The sequence below is a fragment of the Streptomyces sp. NPDC046862 genome (genome assembly GCF_040704615.1).
Taxonomy (GTDB): Bacteria; Actinomycetota; Actinomycetes; order Streptomycetales; family Streptomycetaceae; genus Streptomyces.
In genome coordinates, this window is the sequence record NZ_JBEYXP010000001.1 from 126688 (window position 1) to 140883 (window position 14196).

Here is a 14196-nt window from a genome sequence, read left to right on the forward strand (position 1 = left end):
CTGTGTCCCCCCGTCATCCGCGTGCCCGGCGCGCCAGTTCGTGCAGCACCGCGGAGGTGGGCACGGGCGCCTGCCGGACACCGGTCAGTGCCTGGTTCAGGTAGGTGGCGCGGTCGGCACCGGCCGCCGCGAACTCGGTGCCCGCGCCCTGCGGGCGGAAGCCGTACCGCGCTGCCAGCTTGCGCAACGTCGGGTCGGTGCCGAGGAGGTCACCGAGCGCACGGCCGTTCTCGGTGAGCGGTACGACGGTGTGGTCGCTGTTGACGGTGGTGTCCGGGTAGAGCACTACGAGGTCACCGGGGTTCTGTCCGTCGGCGAGGAGCGCCGCGACCTGCGACTCGTACACCATGACGAGCGGGTTGCCGGCACCGCTGACGAAGTCCCGGAAGGCCGCGTCCGTACTGGACTGCTGGGCGCCCTGGACGCCGATCAGCTTGCGCATCAGGGGCGCGGTGCGGGCGACGTCGGCGTCGCTCTCCACCACTCGGCCGCGGTTGGCGACGTAGGAGGCGGCGGCGAGGTAGAGGGCGCCGGAGTTGGAGGTCTCCGGGTCGGTGCTGGCGATGTAGAGGGTGCCGGTCAGCTCCCCGTACTTGTTGGCGCCCTTGAGCTGCTGCCAGGTGCGGTCCTGGCGGGCGGCGTCGAGGTAGGCGGCCATCTTCAGGGTGCCGCGGTGCTCGGTGCCGCTGTGCTTCGTGCCGCTGTGCTCGTCGAGGGTGGCGAGACCGTTGGCGGCCAGCACCTCGGCGGCGTTGCGGTGGGCCACGACGACGAGGGGCGAGTAGAAGGGGCGGGTCAGGGTCTGCTTCACGCCGTACTTCTTCGCGAGCTCGGCGGCGGGGGCCTGGCTGGAGGGGAAGGCGAGGTCGTAGCCCTTGAGGTCGAGGCCTTCCATGGCCCATGACCCGGAGGTCTCGGCCTTCACGGTGTAGCCCTTGGCGGCGAGGGCCTTCACCACGTCCGGGTCGGCGAAGAACTCGGCCTTCTCCGATCCGATCACCATGCGCACGGTCTTCGTTGCCGTGCTCGTGTCCTGCTCTTCGCGTCCCGCTACGACGGCTGCCGCTACGCCGCCGAGGAGCAGGACCGCCAGGACGATTCCTGCGATACGTCTCACAGCGGGAGCGTGCTCTCGGAAGGCGACATTCCTCGCGTGGGCGGGTGAACGGGGGGTGACGAGGCGATCCCGGTATGCAACCGGAGGGGTGGGCTCCGTGGGGGTGGGTGGTTGCTGGTTGCTGCTGGGGTGGGTGGGTACTCGGCGGTGGCGTACGACCGGAGTACCGGAGTGGAGTACTGGAGGAGTGAGGTCCCATGGCAAGCGGTGACTTCTACTCGCGTGACCGCCCCGAGGGCTCGAGACTTCCCGAGGACCGCCCCCGTGGTGGTGGCCCTGAGGATCCCCGGCAGCGCGGCACCTGGCCGGTGTGGGTCGTGGTCGTCCTGCTCCTGCTCGTGTTCGTCGTCCTGACGATTTTGCTGGGCTGATCGCGGGTGGTGGCTGGTGCGGACATGGAGCGCCGGGGTTGTGACGGGCCCCGGCGCTCCGCCGCGTCGGGTGGGTGGGTTTTCCTCGCCCCCGCCGCCCCTACCCGTCCCATCCCGTGCCTGGGGGCTGCGCCCCCAGCCCCCCCCGGGGGGTGGAGGGTGTCTGGGGTGGGTCGGTTGGGTGCGGGTGGGTGGGGGCTGGTCGCGCAGTTCCCCGCGCCCCTAAAGACCGTGCGGTTCCCCGCGGCCTTGTGAACCGGGCAAATCTCCGCGCCCTGACAAACCGGGCAGTTCTCCGTGCCCCTAACAAACCGGGCAAATCACCGCGCCCCTGGAAACCAGCCCTCCGCGCAGCCGAGCCCGCAACCCCCTGCCGGGAAAAGCAGTGCCGCCCCGCACCATCCAGTGCCGCCCGCACCCTCCAGCCTCTCCGGCGTTTGAGGAGCGGGGTCCGGGGCGGAGCCCCGTGCGGGGTTGAAGGGGCGGAGCCCCTGGGGGCCACTCACCCCACGGCACCCCCACCGGCAGGGCGCCCCCACGTACCCGGCCAAGCGAACGCAGTGCCGTGGCTCCCGGTCCGCGCGTCGCTGCGGGTGCACGCGGACCGGGGCCGATCGGGGGCCCCGGCAGGGTAGGGCAGGGGGAGAGGGTCAGACCGTCAGAGGGTCAGACCGTCGTGGTCAGTTCGTTGGTCAGGGCCGCGGTGTGCGCGTCCATGCGCTCGGCGGCCAGGATCGCGCCCGCCGTGTCGGCGCGGGACGCGGCGACGACCAGGGCGCGCCCCGCGAGGGCGTGCGCACGCTCGTGGAGTGCCGCGATGTGCGCGTCCCCGCGCTCGGCGGCGGACACCGACGAACGCACGGGCGGCCGCCCACCCCGCAGCCGGGCCACCTGCCCGGCCAGCCGCTCCGCCGCCACGTCCAGGTCGTCGGACGGCGCCAGCGCGCGGAGCTCGTCCGTCACGGTCAGCAGCGCCGCGAGATGGCCCGCGAGCTGGATGTCCAGCTCCTCCTCGCGGGTGCGGTGAGGGAAGTCGGCGGTGGTGCCGGCCATCGTGTGGACCGACTTGGTGCGGATCGGTTCGTACATGGGATGGCCTCCAAGCTCTCGTCCAGCCATCCTAGCTTAGATTTCGTCTAAAGTTGAGTGCAGTCCGAAATCTTCGAAGACCAACGGGCTGGTCCGGCGAGCGCCGCGTTACGGCTGGCTGTAGCCGTCCAGGAAGTGCCCGATCCGCGTGATCGCCGACGTCAGGTCCGCCACCGTCGGCAGGGTCACCACCCGGAAGTGGTCGGGTGCCGTCCAGTTGAAGCCCGTGCCCTGGACGACCATGATCTTCTCGCGGCGCAGCAGGTCCAGGACCATCCGGCGGTCGTCCTTGATCTTGAAGACCTTCGGGTCCAGACGGGGGAAGAGGTACAGCGCGCCCTTCGGCTTCACGCACGTCACGCCCGGGATCTGCGTCAGCAACTCGTACGCCACGTCCCGCTGCTCCTTCAGCCGGCCGCCGGGCAGTACGAGGTCGTTGATCGTCTGGCGGCCGCTCAGCGCGGCGACCACGCCGTGCTGCCCCGGCATGTTCGCGCACAGCCGCATGTTCGCCAGGATCGTCAGGCCCTCGATGTAGGAGTCGGCGTGCGCCCGCGGGCCGGAGATCGACATCCAGCCCACCCGGTAGCCCGCCACGCGGTACGCCTTCGACATGCCGTTGAAGGTGAGGGTCAGCAGGTCGGGAGCGATCGAGGCCGTCGGGCGGTGGGTGGCGCCGTCGTACAGGATCTTGTCGTAGATCTCGTCCGAGCAGACCAGCAGGTTGTGGCGGCGGGCGATGTCCGTCAGCCCCTTGATCATCGCCTCGTCGTACACCGCGCCCGTCGGGTTGTTCGGGTTGATGATGACGATCGCCTTGGTGCGGTCGGTGACCTTCCGCTCCACGTCGGCGAGGTCGGGCATCCAGTCGGACTGCTCGTCGCAGTGGTAGTGCACCGCGGTGCCGCCGGACAGGGACACCGCCGCCGTCCACAGCGGGTAGTCCGGGGCCGGTACGAGGACCTCGTCGCCGTCGTCCAGCAGGCCCTGCATCGCCATGACGATCAGCTCGGAGACGCCGTTGCCGATGAAGACGTGCTCGACGTCCGTCTCTATGCCGAGGGTCTGGTTGTGCATGACGACCGCCCGGCGCGCGGCGAGCAGGCCCTTCGCGTCTCCGTACCCGTGGGCCGACGACACGTTGCGGAGGATGTCCTCCAGGATCTCGGGCGGGCACTCGAAGCCGAAGGCGGCCGGGTTGCCGGTGTTGAGCTTGAGGATGCGGTGTCCCGCCGCCTCGAGCCGCATCGCCTCCTCGAGTACCGGGCCCCGGATCTCGTAACAGACGTTGGCGAGCTTGGTCGACTGGATCACCTGCATGCCCGTGAGCTTACGGCCCGGTAACGCTTCCTGCGGCGTGTTTTCCACCACGTGAGACGACCGCTATAGGTGCATATGTACCTCTGCTGTCTCATGGACCCCAGGGGTCTCTACAATGCGCCCCCATGTCCAGCCACCCTCAGCGCGATGACACGGCATACGGAGTGGACGCGGCGAACGGCGCGAACGGGATGAACGGTACGTCCGGGGAGGGCGGGGGTCTCCAAGGCCCCCCGAACGTGTACCACCCGTACGGTGACGCCGGCGCGGCGCCCGTCTATGACGCGTACTCGGACCCGGCCGTCGCCCACGGCTGGCAGAACGCCTACGACGACACGGTGCGCATGGAACCCGTCGAGGACGGTTACGCCGAGCGGGTGCCCGCGGAGGCCGGTCCCGCCGGGGAGGATGCCGGGCGCCCGCCCGAGGACGGCGTGGTGTTCGCCGGCGGGGGCGGGCACCGAAGACGCGCACAGGGTCGCCGCCGGCCCCGGAACGGACGGCGTGCCGGTGTGGCCGCGGGCCGGATCGGGCGGCGCGGGGTTCTGGTCGCCGGTGGCGTCGGTGCCGTCCTCGTGGCCGTGACCGTCACCGTCACCGGGCTTCTCGGCTCCGGTTCCTCAGGGCAGGGAGGCTACGAGTCCCCGAAGCCGGGGGATTCCGCCCCGGCCGTCCAGAAGCCCGGAACGGGCGGCGCGTCCGGCGCGACGAACGCCCCTTCGTCCGGAACCTCCTCGGGGGCCGCGGGCGAGGTGTCGCCCAAGGCCTCGGGCGACGCGTCGGCGAGCGCTTCCGACGGCCGATCCGGCCCGCGTCGGTCCGCCTCCACCCCCACCACGGAGACGTCCTCGACCCCGACCGCCTCCACCACCACGACCGAGCCGGACAGGGGCAACTCCGGCAACAGGCCGGGCCGCGGACAGGGCTCGACCAAAGGGCCGAAGTGACCCAGTTCATCCATGGTGATCCCGGGTGATTCGCCACAGAACCGCCATACGAACCACAACGCGAACAGTCACGCGAACCGCGACGCGAACAGCCACGAACCGCGACGCGAAGGTCACACGAACAGCCACACGAACCGTCACGTGATCCGTCGCGTGATCCGTCGCAATGCGGAGATCCGGTGGAGCCCGCGCAACAAGGTGTCCAAGAAGGCCCCAAGTGGGGGTGCGCGGCGGCCAGTTGCACCGATCATGAAACACGGGCGGTCGGCCCTGGGATCCCTCGCGGGCGCCGTGTGTCCGGAAGCGGCTTCTTGCCCACCCATCCCACGCCCCTCACAATGCGCATGACAAAGCAGGTGGTGATCGGAAACCCTTCCGTCACCCCACGTCGCAAGAGGGGACCCCCCATATGAGAAAACCTCTCGTCGCCGCAGCCTTCGCCCTGGCACTGGCCGGAGCGGGCGCGGCACCCGCGGTCGCCGCGAGCGCGCCCGCGGCCGACCCCGCCTCCGTGGGCAAGAGTGCGGACACGGACACGATCACGTCCGAGGTCACGGACCTCGTCACGTCCACCACGGCGACGGTGGGCCGGATCACCCAGCCGTCCGCCCGGGCCGTCAACTTCGCCGGCACCGTCTCGCTCAGCAACTGCTCCGGCTCCGTCGTCCGGATGCCCTCCTCGGAGGACAACGACCCGGCGCTCGTGATGACCAACGGCCACTGTCTGGAGTCCGGGTTCCCGGCGGCCGGTGAGGTCATCGTCGACAAGGCGTCCAGCCGCACCTTCGGCCTGCTCAACTCCGCCGGAAGCCGCGTCGCCACGCTCCGGGCCAGCAAGATCTCTTACGGCACGATGACCGACACGGACGTCGCGCTGTACCAGCTGACGAGCACGTACGCGCAGATCAAGAGCTCGTACGGCATCGACGCGCTGACCCTCAACGACACGCATCCGACCGCCGGCACGGCCATCAGCGTCGTCTCCGGCTACTGGAAGCGGATCTACAGCTGCAACGTCGACGGGTTCGCGTACCGCCTGAAGGAGGGTGACTGGACCTGGAAGGACTCGGTCCGTTACACCTCCGCGTGCAACACCATCGGCGGCACCTCCGGCTCGCCGGTCGTCGACGCCGCCACCAACAAGGTGGTCGCCGTCAACAACACGGGTAACGAGGACGGCGGGCGCTGCACCGTCAACAACCCCTGTGAGGTCGACGCGAGCGGCAACGTGACGGTCCGCCAGGGCATCAACTACGCCCAGGAGACCTACCAGATCCCCGCCTGCTTCGGCGTCGACAACAAGCTCGACCTGAGCCGCAGCGGCTGCGTGCTGCCCAAGCCGTAGGCGCGATCAGCCCGTGCGGGGCGGGCGGTCACCGGGCCTGGGCCCGGCGTACCGCCCGCCCCGCCAGCACATCCGTCCGGCGTCCGTCCTCGATCGCGAACCGGCCGTCGACGAGGACGTACGGGATGCCGACGGGCAGCGTCCGCGGCGACTCGAACGTGGACCCCGCGGCCACCGTGCCCGGGTCGAACAGCACCAGGTCGGCGCGGTACCCCTCGCGCACCCGCCCCCGGTCGGCGAGTCCGAGCCGGGCCGCGGGCCGCGAGGTGAGGTGCGCGACGCACTCCTCCAGCGACAGCACCCCCAACTCCCGCACGTAGCGCCCCAGGTACTGCGGAAACGTCCCGTACGCGCGCGGGTGCGGCTTGGCGCCCTGGAGGATGCCGTCGGAGCCCCCCGTGTGGACGCGGTGCCGCATGATGGTCCGGACGTTCTCCTCGTGGCCCACGTGCTGGAGGATCGTCGAGCCGAGCCGGTCGGCGAGAAGGAGCCGGCGGGCGGTCGTCCAGGGGGCCTCGCCGCGCTCGTCGGCGGACTGCTGGACGGTCCTGCCGACGTACGGCGCCAGAGCCGGGTCCGTGACCCCGGAGATCTCGATCGTGTCCCACTCGATGGGGACACCGTGGCAGCCGTCGGCGCCCACGACCTCCATGTGGTGCCGGATGCGCCCGGCGCTGTCCTCGTCCTCCAGCCGCGCGAGGATCGCCTCCGGGCCGCCCTCGCTCGCCCAACTGGGCAGCATGGCCACCAGAGTCGTGCAGCCGGGGGTGTAGGGGTAGGTGTCGAGCGTGATGTCGGCGCCGTCGGCGAGCGCGTCGTCCAGCAGGGCCAGCAGCTCGGCGCCCCGGCCCTCGTTCACGCCGAAGTTCATGGTGGCGTGGGCGAGATGGAGCGGACAGCCCGCCTCCCGCGTGAGGGCGACCATCTCCTCGTACGCCTGAAGCGCCCCGGCGCCGTACGACCGGTGGTGCGGGCAGTAGTAGCCGCCGAGCTCCCCGACGACCCGGCACAGCTCGGTGAGTTCGGCGTCCTTGGCGTACATGCCGGGCGTGTACGTCAGGCCCGACGACATGCCGACGGCGCCCTCGCGCATCCCGTCGGCCACCAACCGCCGCATCCGGTCGAGCTCTTCGGGCGTCGGCTCGCGGTCCTCCCAGCCCATGGCCAGCATGCGCACCGTCCCCTGCGGGATCAGGTACGCGGCGTTGACCGCGATGCCCTCGCCGTCGAAGCCGTGGTCGAGCCGGTCCAGGTACTCGCCGACGGACCGCCAGGTGAAGTCGATGTCGTCGCCGTACCCGTTCCAGCCGGTGATGGCCCTGCGGACCTCGGCGAGGGTGCGGTCGTCGACCGGCGCGTACGACAGCCCGTCCTGGCCGATCACTTCGAGCGTGACGCCCTGCGCGACCTTCGCACTGTGGTCGGGGTCCCGCAGCAGGGCCAGGTCGCTGTGGGCGTGCATGTCGACGAAGCCGGGGGAGAGCACCAGGCCCTCCGCGTCCAACTCCCGGGTCGCTCGCGGACGCTGGCAGCCCGCCGCGGCGGCCTCCTGGACGATCGAGACGATCCGGCCGCCGTCGACGACCACATCGGCGCGGTACGAGGGGGCGCCGGAGCCGTCCACCACGTCCGCGTCACGGATGACGAGATCCTCCACGAACGCCTCCTAGAAGAACGTGCGGACGTAGTCCACGACGGTGCCGTCCTGCTCCACCACCGGGATCAGCTGCCACTTGTCGAAGGACGTGCACGGGTGGGAGAGGCCGAGGGACAGCCAGTCGCCGACCTCCAGATCCGCCTCGGGGGTCGTGGCGATCCACGCGTGCTGGTCGGACAGGGACGTGACCGTGATGCCGTTCGCCGGCCGCTCGGCGCCGTCGCGGCGGACCGCCTCGGCGGCGGGCAGGTCCAGGTCGTACGCCGCGTCCCGCTTGCCCGCGTTGGTGAAGGCCTGCTCGGGGGAGGGGCGCGAGACCACCTGGCTCCACAGGCGGAAGGCGGGGAGGAGGGCACCCTCCTCGGGGACGCGGTTGAACGGGGTCACCCGGCGGTAGTGGCCCACGTCGTGCGAGACGTACGCCCCGGACCTCAGCAGCTTCAGCACGGGCACCGACAGTTCGGGGATCTCGGCGAACACGTCCGCGACCGCGTCGAACCAGGCGCTGCCGCCCGCGCTCACCACGATCTCGTCCAGCCCCGCGAACCGCCCGGCCTTGTCGAAGTCCGCCGCGAGCGCGGTGAGCCGCCGCAGCCAGGCCCGCACCCGCTCCGGGTCCGCCCGGGGCACCTCGCCCTCGTAGCCCGCCACACCCACCAGCCGCAGCGTGGGCACGGCCGCCACCGCGTCCGCCACCGCCGCGCACTCCGCCTCGGTCCGGACGCCGGTCCGCGCCCCCTCACCGGCGGCGAGCTCGACGACCACGTCCAGGGGGCGGGAGGCGACGCCCCGCAGCGCCGAGTCCATCAGCTCGACGCCGCGCACGGAGTCGACGTAACAGACGAGCCGGAAGGACGGGTGGGCGTCCAACTCGGCTGCGATCCACTTCAGCGCGGCCTCGTCGACGACCTCGTTCGCGAGGAAGATCCGCTCGATCCCGAACTCCCGCGCCACCCGCACCTGATGCGGAACCGCCAGTGTGATGCCCCACGCGCCCCGGTCGATCTGCTGCCAGAACAGCTGCGGGGCCATGGAGGTCTTGCCGTGCGGCGCGAACACGAGGCCGTGGCGGGCCGCGTACGTCTCCATGAGCGCGAGGTTGTGCTCCAGGCGCTCGGCGGACAGGGCGAGTACGGGGGTGGTGAAGCCGCCGGTGAAGAGGTTGCGGCGTTCGGCCGTGAGCGCGCCGACGGTCAGCCCCTCGGCGTCGGGCGGGAGGCCCTTGAAACGGTGGCCGACGCGCTCGGCGGCCAGGCGGGCGAGGGCTTCGGTCCGTACATCGGTGCTGGCTTCCGCACCCATGGAGCCTCCCTGATCAGGTGTATTGCGATATGTGCAACAGTCATTGCGTATGTCGCTCGGAGCTGTCTAACATCCCAGCCAACACCGGGTCAACGAAAGCCGCCGACCCAGCACCGACAAGTTGACCCACCACCGACAAGTTGGCCCCGCACCGACAAGGAGCCCGTGTGACCACCGACCGACCCGCCGCCCTCGTGGACCACGGCACCGCCCGGGGCACCGGCAGCGGCGTCGGCGTCGTCGACGTGACGGCCCTCGGCGAGTCCATGGTCACCTTCCTTCCCTCCCGGCCGGGCCGCCTCGCCGACGTCCCGTCCTTCGAAAGGGGTATCGGAGGAGCGGAGTCCAACGTTGCGTGCGCACTGGCCGCCGCCGGGCACACGACGCGATGGGTGAGCCGGGTCGGGACCGACGGCTTCGGCGACCACCTCGTCGAGACCATCGGCGGGTACGGCGTCGACGTCTCGGCCGTACGGCGGGACCCGGCGCGCCCCACCGGCGTGTACTTCCGTACGGCGGGCGACCGGGCCGACGACGGGCACGAGGTGGCGTACTACCGCGCGGGCTCGGCCGCGTCCGCGATGGCCGTGGGGAACGTCGACCTCGCGGCGGTGCGCGCGGCCCGGGTCCTGCACCTCTCCGGGATCACCGCGGCACTGTCCGAGGACTGCCACGCCCTGCTCCGGGAACTGACCGCACCCGGCCCGGACCGCCCGCTCGTCTCCTTCGACATCAACTTCCGCCCCAGCCTTTGGCGCGACGCGGGCGGCCGACGGGTCCTGCTCGACCTCGCCCGGCGCGCCGACGTCGTCTTCGTCGGCGCCGACGAGGCGGCGGCCGCCTGGGGCGTCGAGGGCGGCCCCGAGGCCGTCCGGGACGTCCTCCCCGAGCCGCGCACGCTGGTCGTGAAGCAGGGCGCCGAGGGGGCGACTCTGTTCGAGCGGCCGGAGGCCCAGTCCACCCCGTCGGGGCCGTCCGCGCCGTCCGCCCCGTACGCGCCGTCGGGGCCGGTGGCCGGCCGCGGGTCCGTCGTGGCTGGTCGCGCAGTTCCCCGCGCCCCTTTCAGGGGCGCCACCGACGCGCCCACGGCCACGGACGCGCCCACGACCACAGACGGCACGCTCACGGACGACACGATCACCCACGCCCCCGCCCTCCACGTGGACGTCGTCGCCCCCGTGGGCGCCGGAGACGCCTTCGCCGCCGGGTTCCTGTCCGCCACGCTGCGCGGACTCCCCGCACGGGCCCGTCTCCGCCACGGCCACCTCATGGCCGCCGCCGTGCTCACGGTGCCCGGTGACCTGGGCACACCCCCCACCCGCGACCACGCCGACCGCCTCGCCGACCTGGACGACGGGACCTGGGGCACACTTCGTCTCGGCCCCGGCTGGACCACAGCCGCCACCAGGGCCGACGAGGAGGTACAGCAGCCATGAGCCAGACCGTCGACCGTGCCCTCAGCATCCTGCCGCTGCTGGCGGAGGGCCCCGCCGACCTGGGCCGGGTCGCCGACCGTCTCGGCGTCCACAAGTCCACGGCCCTGCGCCTGCTCCGCACGCTCCACGAGCACGGTCTCGTCTACCGCCAGTCCGACCAGCGCTACCGCCTCGGCGCCCGCCTCTTCGCCCTCGCCCAGGAGGCCGTGGAGAACCTCGACGTCCGGGAGATCGCCCACCCCCACCTCGTACGCCTCAACGAGGAGTGCGGCCACACCGTCCACCTCGCGGTCTACGAGGAGAACGAGGTCCTCTACATCGACAAGGTCGAGAGCCGCTACCCGGTGCGCATGTACTCCCGGATCGGCAAACCCGTCGCGATCACCGTCGCCGCCGTCGCCAAGCTCCTGCTCGCCGACCTTCCCGACACCGAGCGCCGCGCCCTCGCCGACAAACTCGACTACCCCCTCTACACGCCCCGTTCGACGCCCAACGCGCCCGCCTTCCTCAAGGAGCTGGAGCGGGTGCGCGAACAGGGCTGGGCCACCGACCTCGGTGGCCACGAGGAGTCCATCAACTGCGTCGGCGCCCCCATCCGCGGAGCCGACGGCCGGGTCGTCGCCGCGATGTCGGTCTCGGCCCCCAACGTCGTCGTCACCGCCGACGAACTCCTCACCCTGCTCCCCCTGGTGCGCCGCACCGCCGAGGCCGTCAGCCGCGAGTATTCGGGCAGGCCCCCGGCGAAGGACTCGCTATGACAGACACAGCGAAATGACAGACACGGCAAAGGACACCGTATGACGGACAAGATCGCGCTCACCCCGAAGACCCACACCACCCCGCCCGCGAAGTTCTCGCACGGCGTGAAGAAGGGGAACATCCTCCAGGTCGCCGGCCAGGTCGGCTTCCTGCCGGCAGAGGAGGGCAAGCCGCCCACGCCCGCCGGACCCACCCTGCGCGAGCAGACCCTCCAGACCCTCGCGAACGTCAAGGCGATCCTGGAGGAGGGAGGCTCCGGCTGGGACGACGTGATGATGATCCGCGTCTACCTCACGGACGTGGACCACTTCGCCGAGATGAACGCGATCTACAACCAGTACTTCGAGGAGCAGCAGCTCACCGCTCCGCCCGCCGCCCGCACGACGGTCTACGTCGGCCTCCCCGCGGGCCTCCTCATCGAGATCGACGCGCTGGCCGTACTGGGCTAGCGCTCCTCAAAACCCCAGCCTCCCGCACTCCGTAAGCCGTCACGGTGCGGCGCCCGCCCCCCTCCCCGCACGGGGCGCCGCACCGCGATTCCCCCTGCCCGAAAGCATCGTGCCTTTACGAAGAGGTCCCCCCAGCCATGTCCCCAACACCCCTTCCCCTCGCCGCCACCGCCCCCGAGACACCACCCCACACCGGCGGCCTGCTCACCCTCATCGACGGCACCGCCGGGCTCCTCACGGTCGCGGCCCTCGGCATCGTCCTGCTCCTCGTCCTGATCATCAGAGTCAGACTCCAGCCGTTCGTGGCCCTCCTCGCGGTCTCCATAGCCGTCGGCCTGGCGGCGGGCCTGTCCGTCACCGAACTCTTCGGCACGGTCCAGAAGTCGGACGCGGTGTCCACCATCGAGTCCGGCATGGGCGGCATCCTCGGCCATGTCGCGATCATCATCGGCCTCGGCACGATGCTCGGCGCGATCCTCGAAGTGAGCGGTGGCGCCGAAGTACTCGCCTCCCGCCTCCTCAACCTCTTCGGCGAGAAGCGCGCCCCTCTCGCCATGGGCCTCACGGGCCTGATCTTCGGTATCCCGGTCTTCTTCGACGTCGGTATCTTCGTCCTCGCGCCGATCGTCTACGCCGCCGCCAAGCGCTCCGGCAAGTCGATCCTCCTGTACTGCATGCCGCTGCTCGCGGGCCTCTCCGTGACCCACGCGTTCCTGCCGCCGCACCCCGGCCCGGTGGCCGCCGCCGGACTGCTCAAGGTGGACCTCGGCTGGGTCATCCTCATGGGTGTCGTCTGCGGCATCCCCGCCGTGTTCGCCGCCTGGGCGTACTCGGCCTGGATCGGCCGACGGATCTTCGTCGCCGTACCGCAGGACATGGTGGAGGCCGCCGCCGAGGCCAGGCAGGCCGTGATCGACGAGCAGCGCGCGAACGGCGTCGAGCCCCAGGAGAAGCCGGTGCCGCTCGCCACGGTGCTCGCCATCATCGGTACGCCGCTGGTTCTGATCCTCGCCTCCACGTTCTCCTCGATCGCGCTGGACCCGTCCACGGGCCGTTCGGTGATCGAGTTCTTCGGCAGCCCGTTCGTGGCGCTCACGATCGCCCTGTTCCTGGCGTACTACCTGCTCGGCATCCGCCGCGGCTGGTCCCGCAAGTCCCTGGAGACGGTGTCGACCGCCTCGCTCAAGCCGGTCGGCAACATCCTGCTCGTCGTCGGCGCGGGCGGTGTCTTCGGCGCGGTCCTCAAGGCCAGCGGGGTCGCCCAGGCGCTCTCGGACACCTTCAACGACGTGGGCCTGCCCGTGATCGTCCTCTCCTACCTGATCTCGGTGGTCCTGCGCGTGGCGCAGGGATCGGCGACGGTCGCGATCGTCACGACGGCCGGCATCGTCGCGCCGCTGCTGTCGGAGGGCCACCACTCGCAGGCCTTCGTCGCCCTGGTGATCATGGCGATCTCGGCGGGCTCCATCTTCGCCTCGCACGTCAACGACGGCGGCTTCTGGATGGTCGCCAAGTACTTCGGCATCAGCGAACGCGACACCCTGAAGTCCTGGACGGTGCTGGAGACGGTGCTGTCGGTGGCGGGTTTCGTGGTGGCGGGAGTGCTGAGCCTCTTCGTGTGAGGCACGTGGTGTGTGGCGCGCGGCGCGTGTTACGCATGTAACGAACCAGGGGCTGGCTGTGCCCGGCACAGGATCGTCGACCATACTGCCCGCTGTGGAGCAGCGCATAGGTTCGAGCAGCCAGCCCCTGGAGGGCGCCGGATTCGACCCGGCCTTCATCCCCGGGCTCACCTCACCCGTGTCCGGCGAGCCGAAGGACGCCAAGCCGAAGGAGGCGGCCGAGGCCGACGACGCGGCCGTGGCCGAGGACGAGGCGCCTGAGAAGCCCTCGGCGGAAGCCGAAGCAGAGGCGGAAGCCGAAGCAGAGGCGGAAGCCGAGGCCGAGGTGCCAGAGGAGAGCGAGGGGACCGACGCGGACGAAGCGTCCGACGAGGGCGAAGCGTCCGGCGAGGACAACGCGTCCGACGAGGGCGAAGCGTCCGACGACGAAGCGCCCGACGACGAAGCGCCCGACGGTCCCGTCTTCGAGGCGTCCGACCGCCGCGCGAAGATCGTCGCGGATCACGAGGGCGTACGACTCTCCCTGGACGACCAGAGCTGCGAGTTCCGCTGGGACGAGATCGGCGCCCTGGAGACCGAGAGCCCGCGCTTCGGGAAGCGGTTCACGGTGACGGTGCACACCCCCGACAGCCGCTGGTACCCGATCGAGATCGAGGCGTCGTCCAGGGACCGCTTCCAGGAGTGGGAGTCGCAGCTGGACGAGGTGCTGGACGCGTACTTCGAGGAGAGCGCGGCGGAGGAGAGCGCCCCGTAGGGGCGCGGGGAACTGCGCGACCAGCCAC

General features: G+C 71.1%; 13 protein-coding genes. 8 read left to right on the forward strand and 5 right to left on the reverse strand.

Annotation, left to right across the window (positions count from 1 at the left end):
• Window positions 1-13 precede the first annotated feature (13 nt).
• The gene (locus AB0959_RS00590) at window positions 14-1117 is read right to left on the reverse strand and encodes a substrate-binding domain-containing protein (protein WP_366824003.1); all 1104 of its coding nucleotides are present in this window, start codon (window positions 1115-1117) and stop codon (window positions 14-16) included.
• A gap of 197 nt (window positions 1118-1314) precedes the next feature.
• Between AB0959_RS00590 and AB0959_RS00595 the strand changes: the two genes are divergently transcribed.
• On the forward strand, window positions 1315-1488 hold the full coding sequence (locus tag AB0959_RS00595; RefSeq protein ID WP_366824004.1) for a hypothetical protein: 174 nt from the start codon (window positions 1315-1317) through the stop codon (window positions 1486-1488).
• Between the two features lie 666 nt (window positions 1489-2154).
• On the opposite strand, the gene AB0959_RS00600 is transcribed toward AB0959_RS00595, so the two are convergent.
• Entirely contained in the window at window positions 2155-2577 is a 423-nt protein-coding gene (locus tag AB0959_RS00600) for a hypothetical protein (RefSeq protein ID WP_366824005.1), read from the reverse strand.
• A gap of 108 nt (window positions 2578-2685) precedes the next feature.
• Window positions 2686-3897 (reverse strand): pyridoxal phosphate-dependent aminotransferase, encoded by a 1212-nt coding sequence (locus tag AB0959_RS00605; protein ID WP_366824006.1) that lies wholly within the window; start codon window positions 3895-3897, stop codon window positions 2686-2688.
• A gap of 125 nt (window positions 3898-4022) precedes the next feature.
• Between AB0959_RS00605 and AB0959_RS00610 the strand changes: the two genes are divergently transcribed.
• Together AB0959_RS00610 and AB0959_RS00615 are read left to right on the forward strand one after the other, a co-directional pair.
• Window positions 4023-4844, forward strand: a complete 822-nt coding sequence (locus tag AB0959_RS00610; protein ID WP_366824007.1) for a hypothetical protein — start codon at window positions 4023-4025, stop codon at window positions 4842-4844.
• A 409-nt stretch (window positions 4845-5253) separates the two neighbouring features.
• Entirely contained in the window at window positions 5254-6189 is a 936-nt protein-coding gene (locus AB0959_RS00615; protein WP_366824008.1) for a serine protease, read from the forward strand.
• Between the two features lie 28 nt (window positions 6190-6217).
• Here AB0959_RS00615 and AB0959_RS00620 read toward each other — a convergent pair whose 3' ends face one another.
• Both AB0959_RS00620 and AB0959_RS00625 read right to left on the reverse strand, forming a co-directional pair.
• On the reverse strand, window positions 6218-7846 hold the full coding sequence (locus tag AB0959_RS00620) for a D-aminoacylase (RefSeq protein WP_366824009.1): 1629 nt from the start codon (window positions 7844-7846) through the stop codon (window positions 6218-6220).
• 9 nt (window positions 7847-7855) lie between these two features.
• A complete protein-coding gene (locus AB0959_RS00625; protein ID WP_366824010.1) occupies window positions 7856-9148 on the reverse strand; it encodes an amino acid deaminase in 1293 nt (430 codons plus the stop codon).
• A 194-nt stretch (window positions 9149-9342) separates the two neighbouring features.
• On the opposite strand from AB0959_RS00625, the gene AB0959_RS00630 reads away from it, so the two are divergent.
• The 5 genes from AB0959_RS00630 (at window position 9343) to AB0959_RS00650 (ending at window position 14168) form a co-directional block, all read left to right on the forward strand.
• On the forward strand, window positions 9343-10584 hold the full coding sequence (locus tag AB0959_RS00630; RefSeq protein WP_366824261.1) for a sugar kinase: 1242 nt from the start codon (window positions 9343-9345) through the stop codon (window positions 10582-10584).
• Complete coding sequence (locus AB0959_RS00635; protein WP_366824011.1) at window positions 10581-11342, forward strand: IclR family transcriptional regulator; 762 nt, start codon at window positions 10581-10583, stop codon at window positions 11340-11342. The genes AB0959_RS00630 and AB0959_RS00635 overlap by 4 nt, the downstream gene beginning before the upstream one ends.
• A 39-nt stretch (window positions 11343-11381) precedes the next feature.
• Window positions 11382-11792, forward strand: a complete 411-nt coding sequence (locus AB0959_RS00640; protein ID WP_152776640.1) for a RidA family protein — start codon at window positions 11382-11384, stop codon at window positions 11790-11792.
• Window positions 11793-11929: 137 nt separating this feature from the next.
• Window positions 11930-13414: a gluconate:H+ symporter gene (locus AB0959_RS00645; protein ID WP_366824012.1), complete on the forward strand. Its 1485-nt coding sequence runs from the start codon at window positions 11930-11932 to the stop codon at window positions 13412-13414.
• A gap of 94 nt (window positions 13415-13508) precedes the next feature.
• Window positions 13509-14168, forward strand: a complete 660-nt coding sequence (locus AB0959_RS00650) for a hypothetical protein (RefSeq protein WP_366824013.1) — start codon at window positions 13509-13511, stop codon at window positions 14166-14168.
• The last annotated feature ends 28 nt before the right edge of the window (window positions 14169-14196 follow it).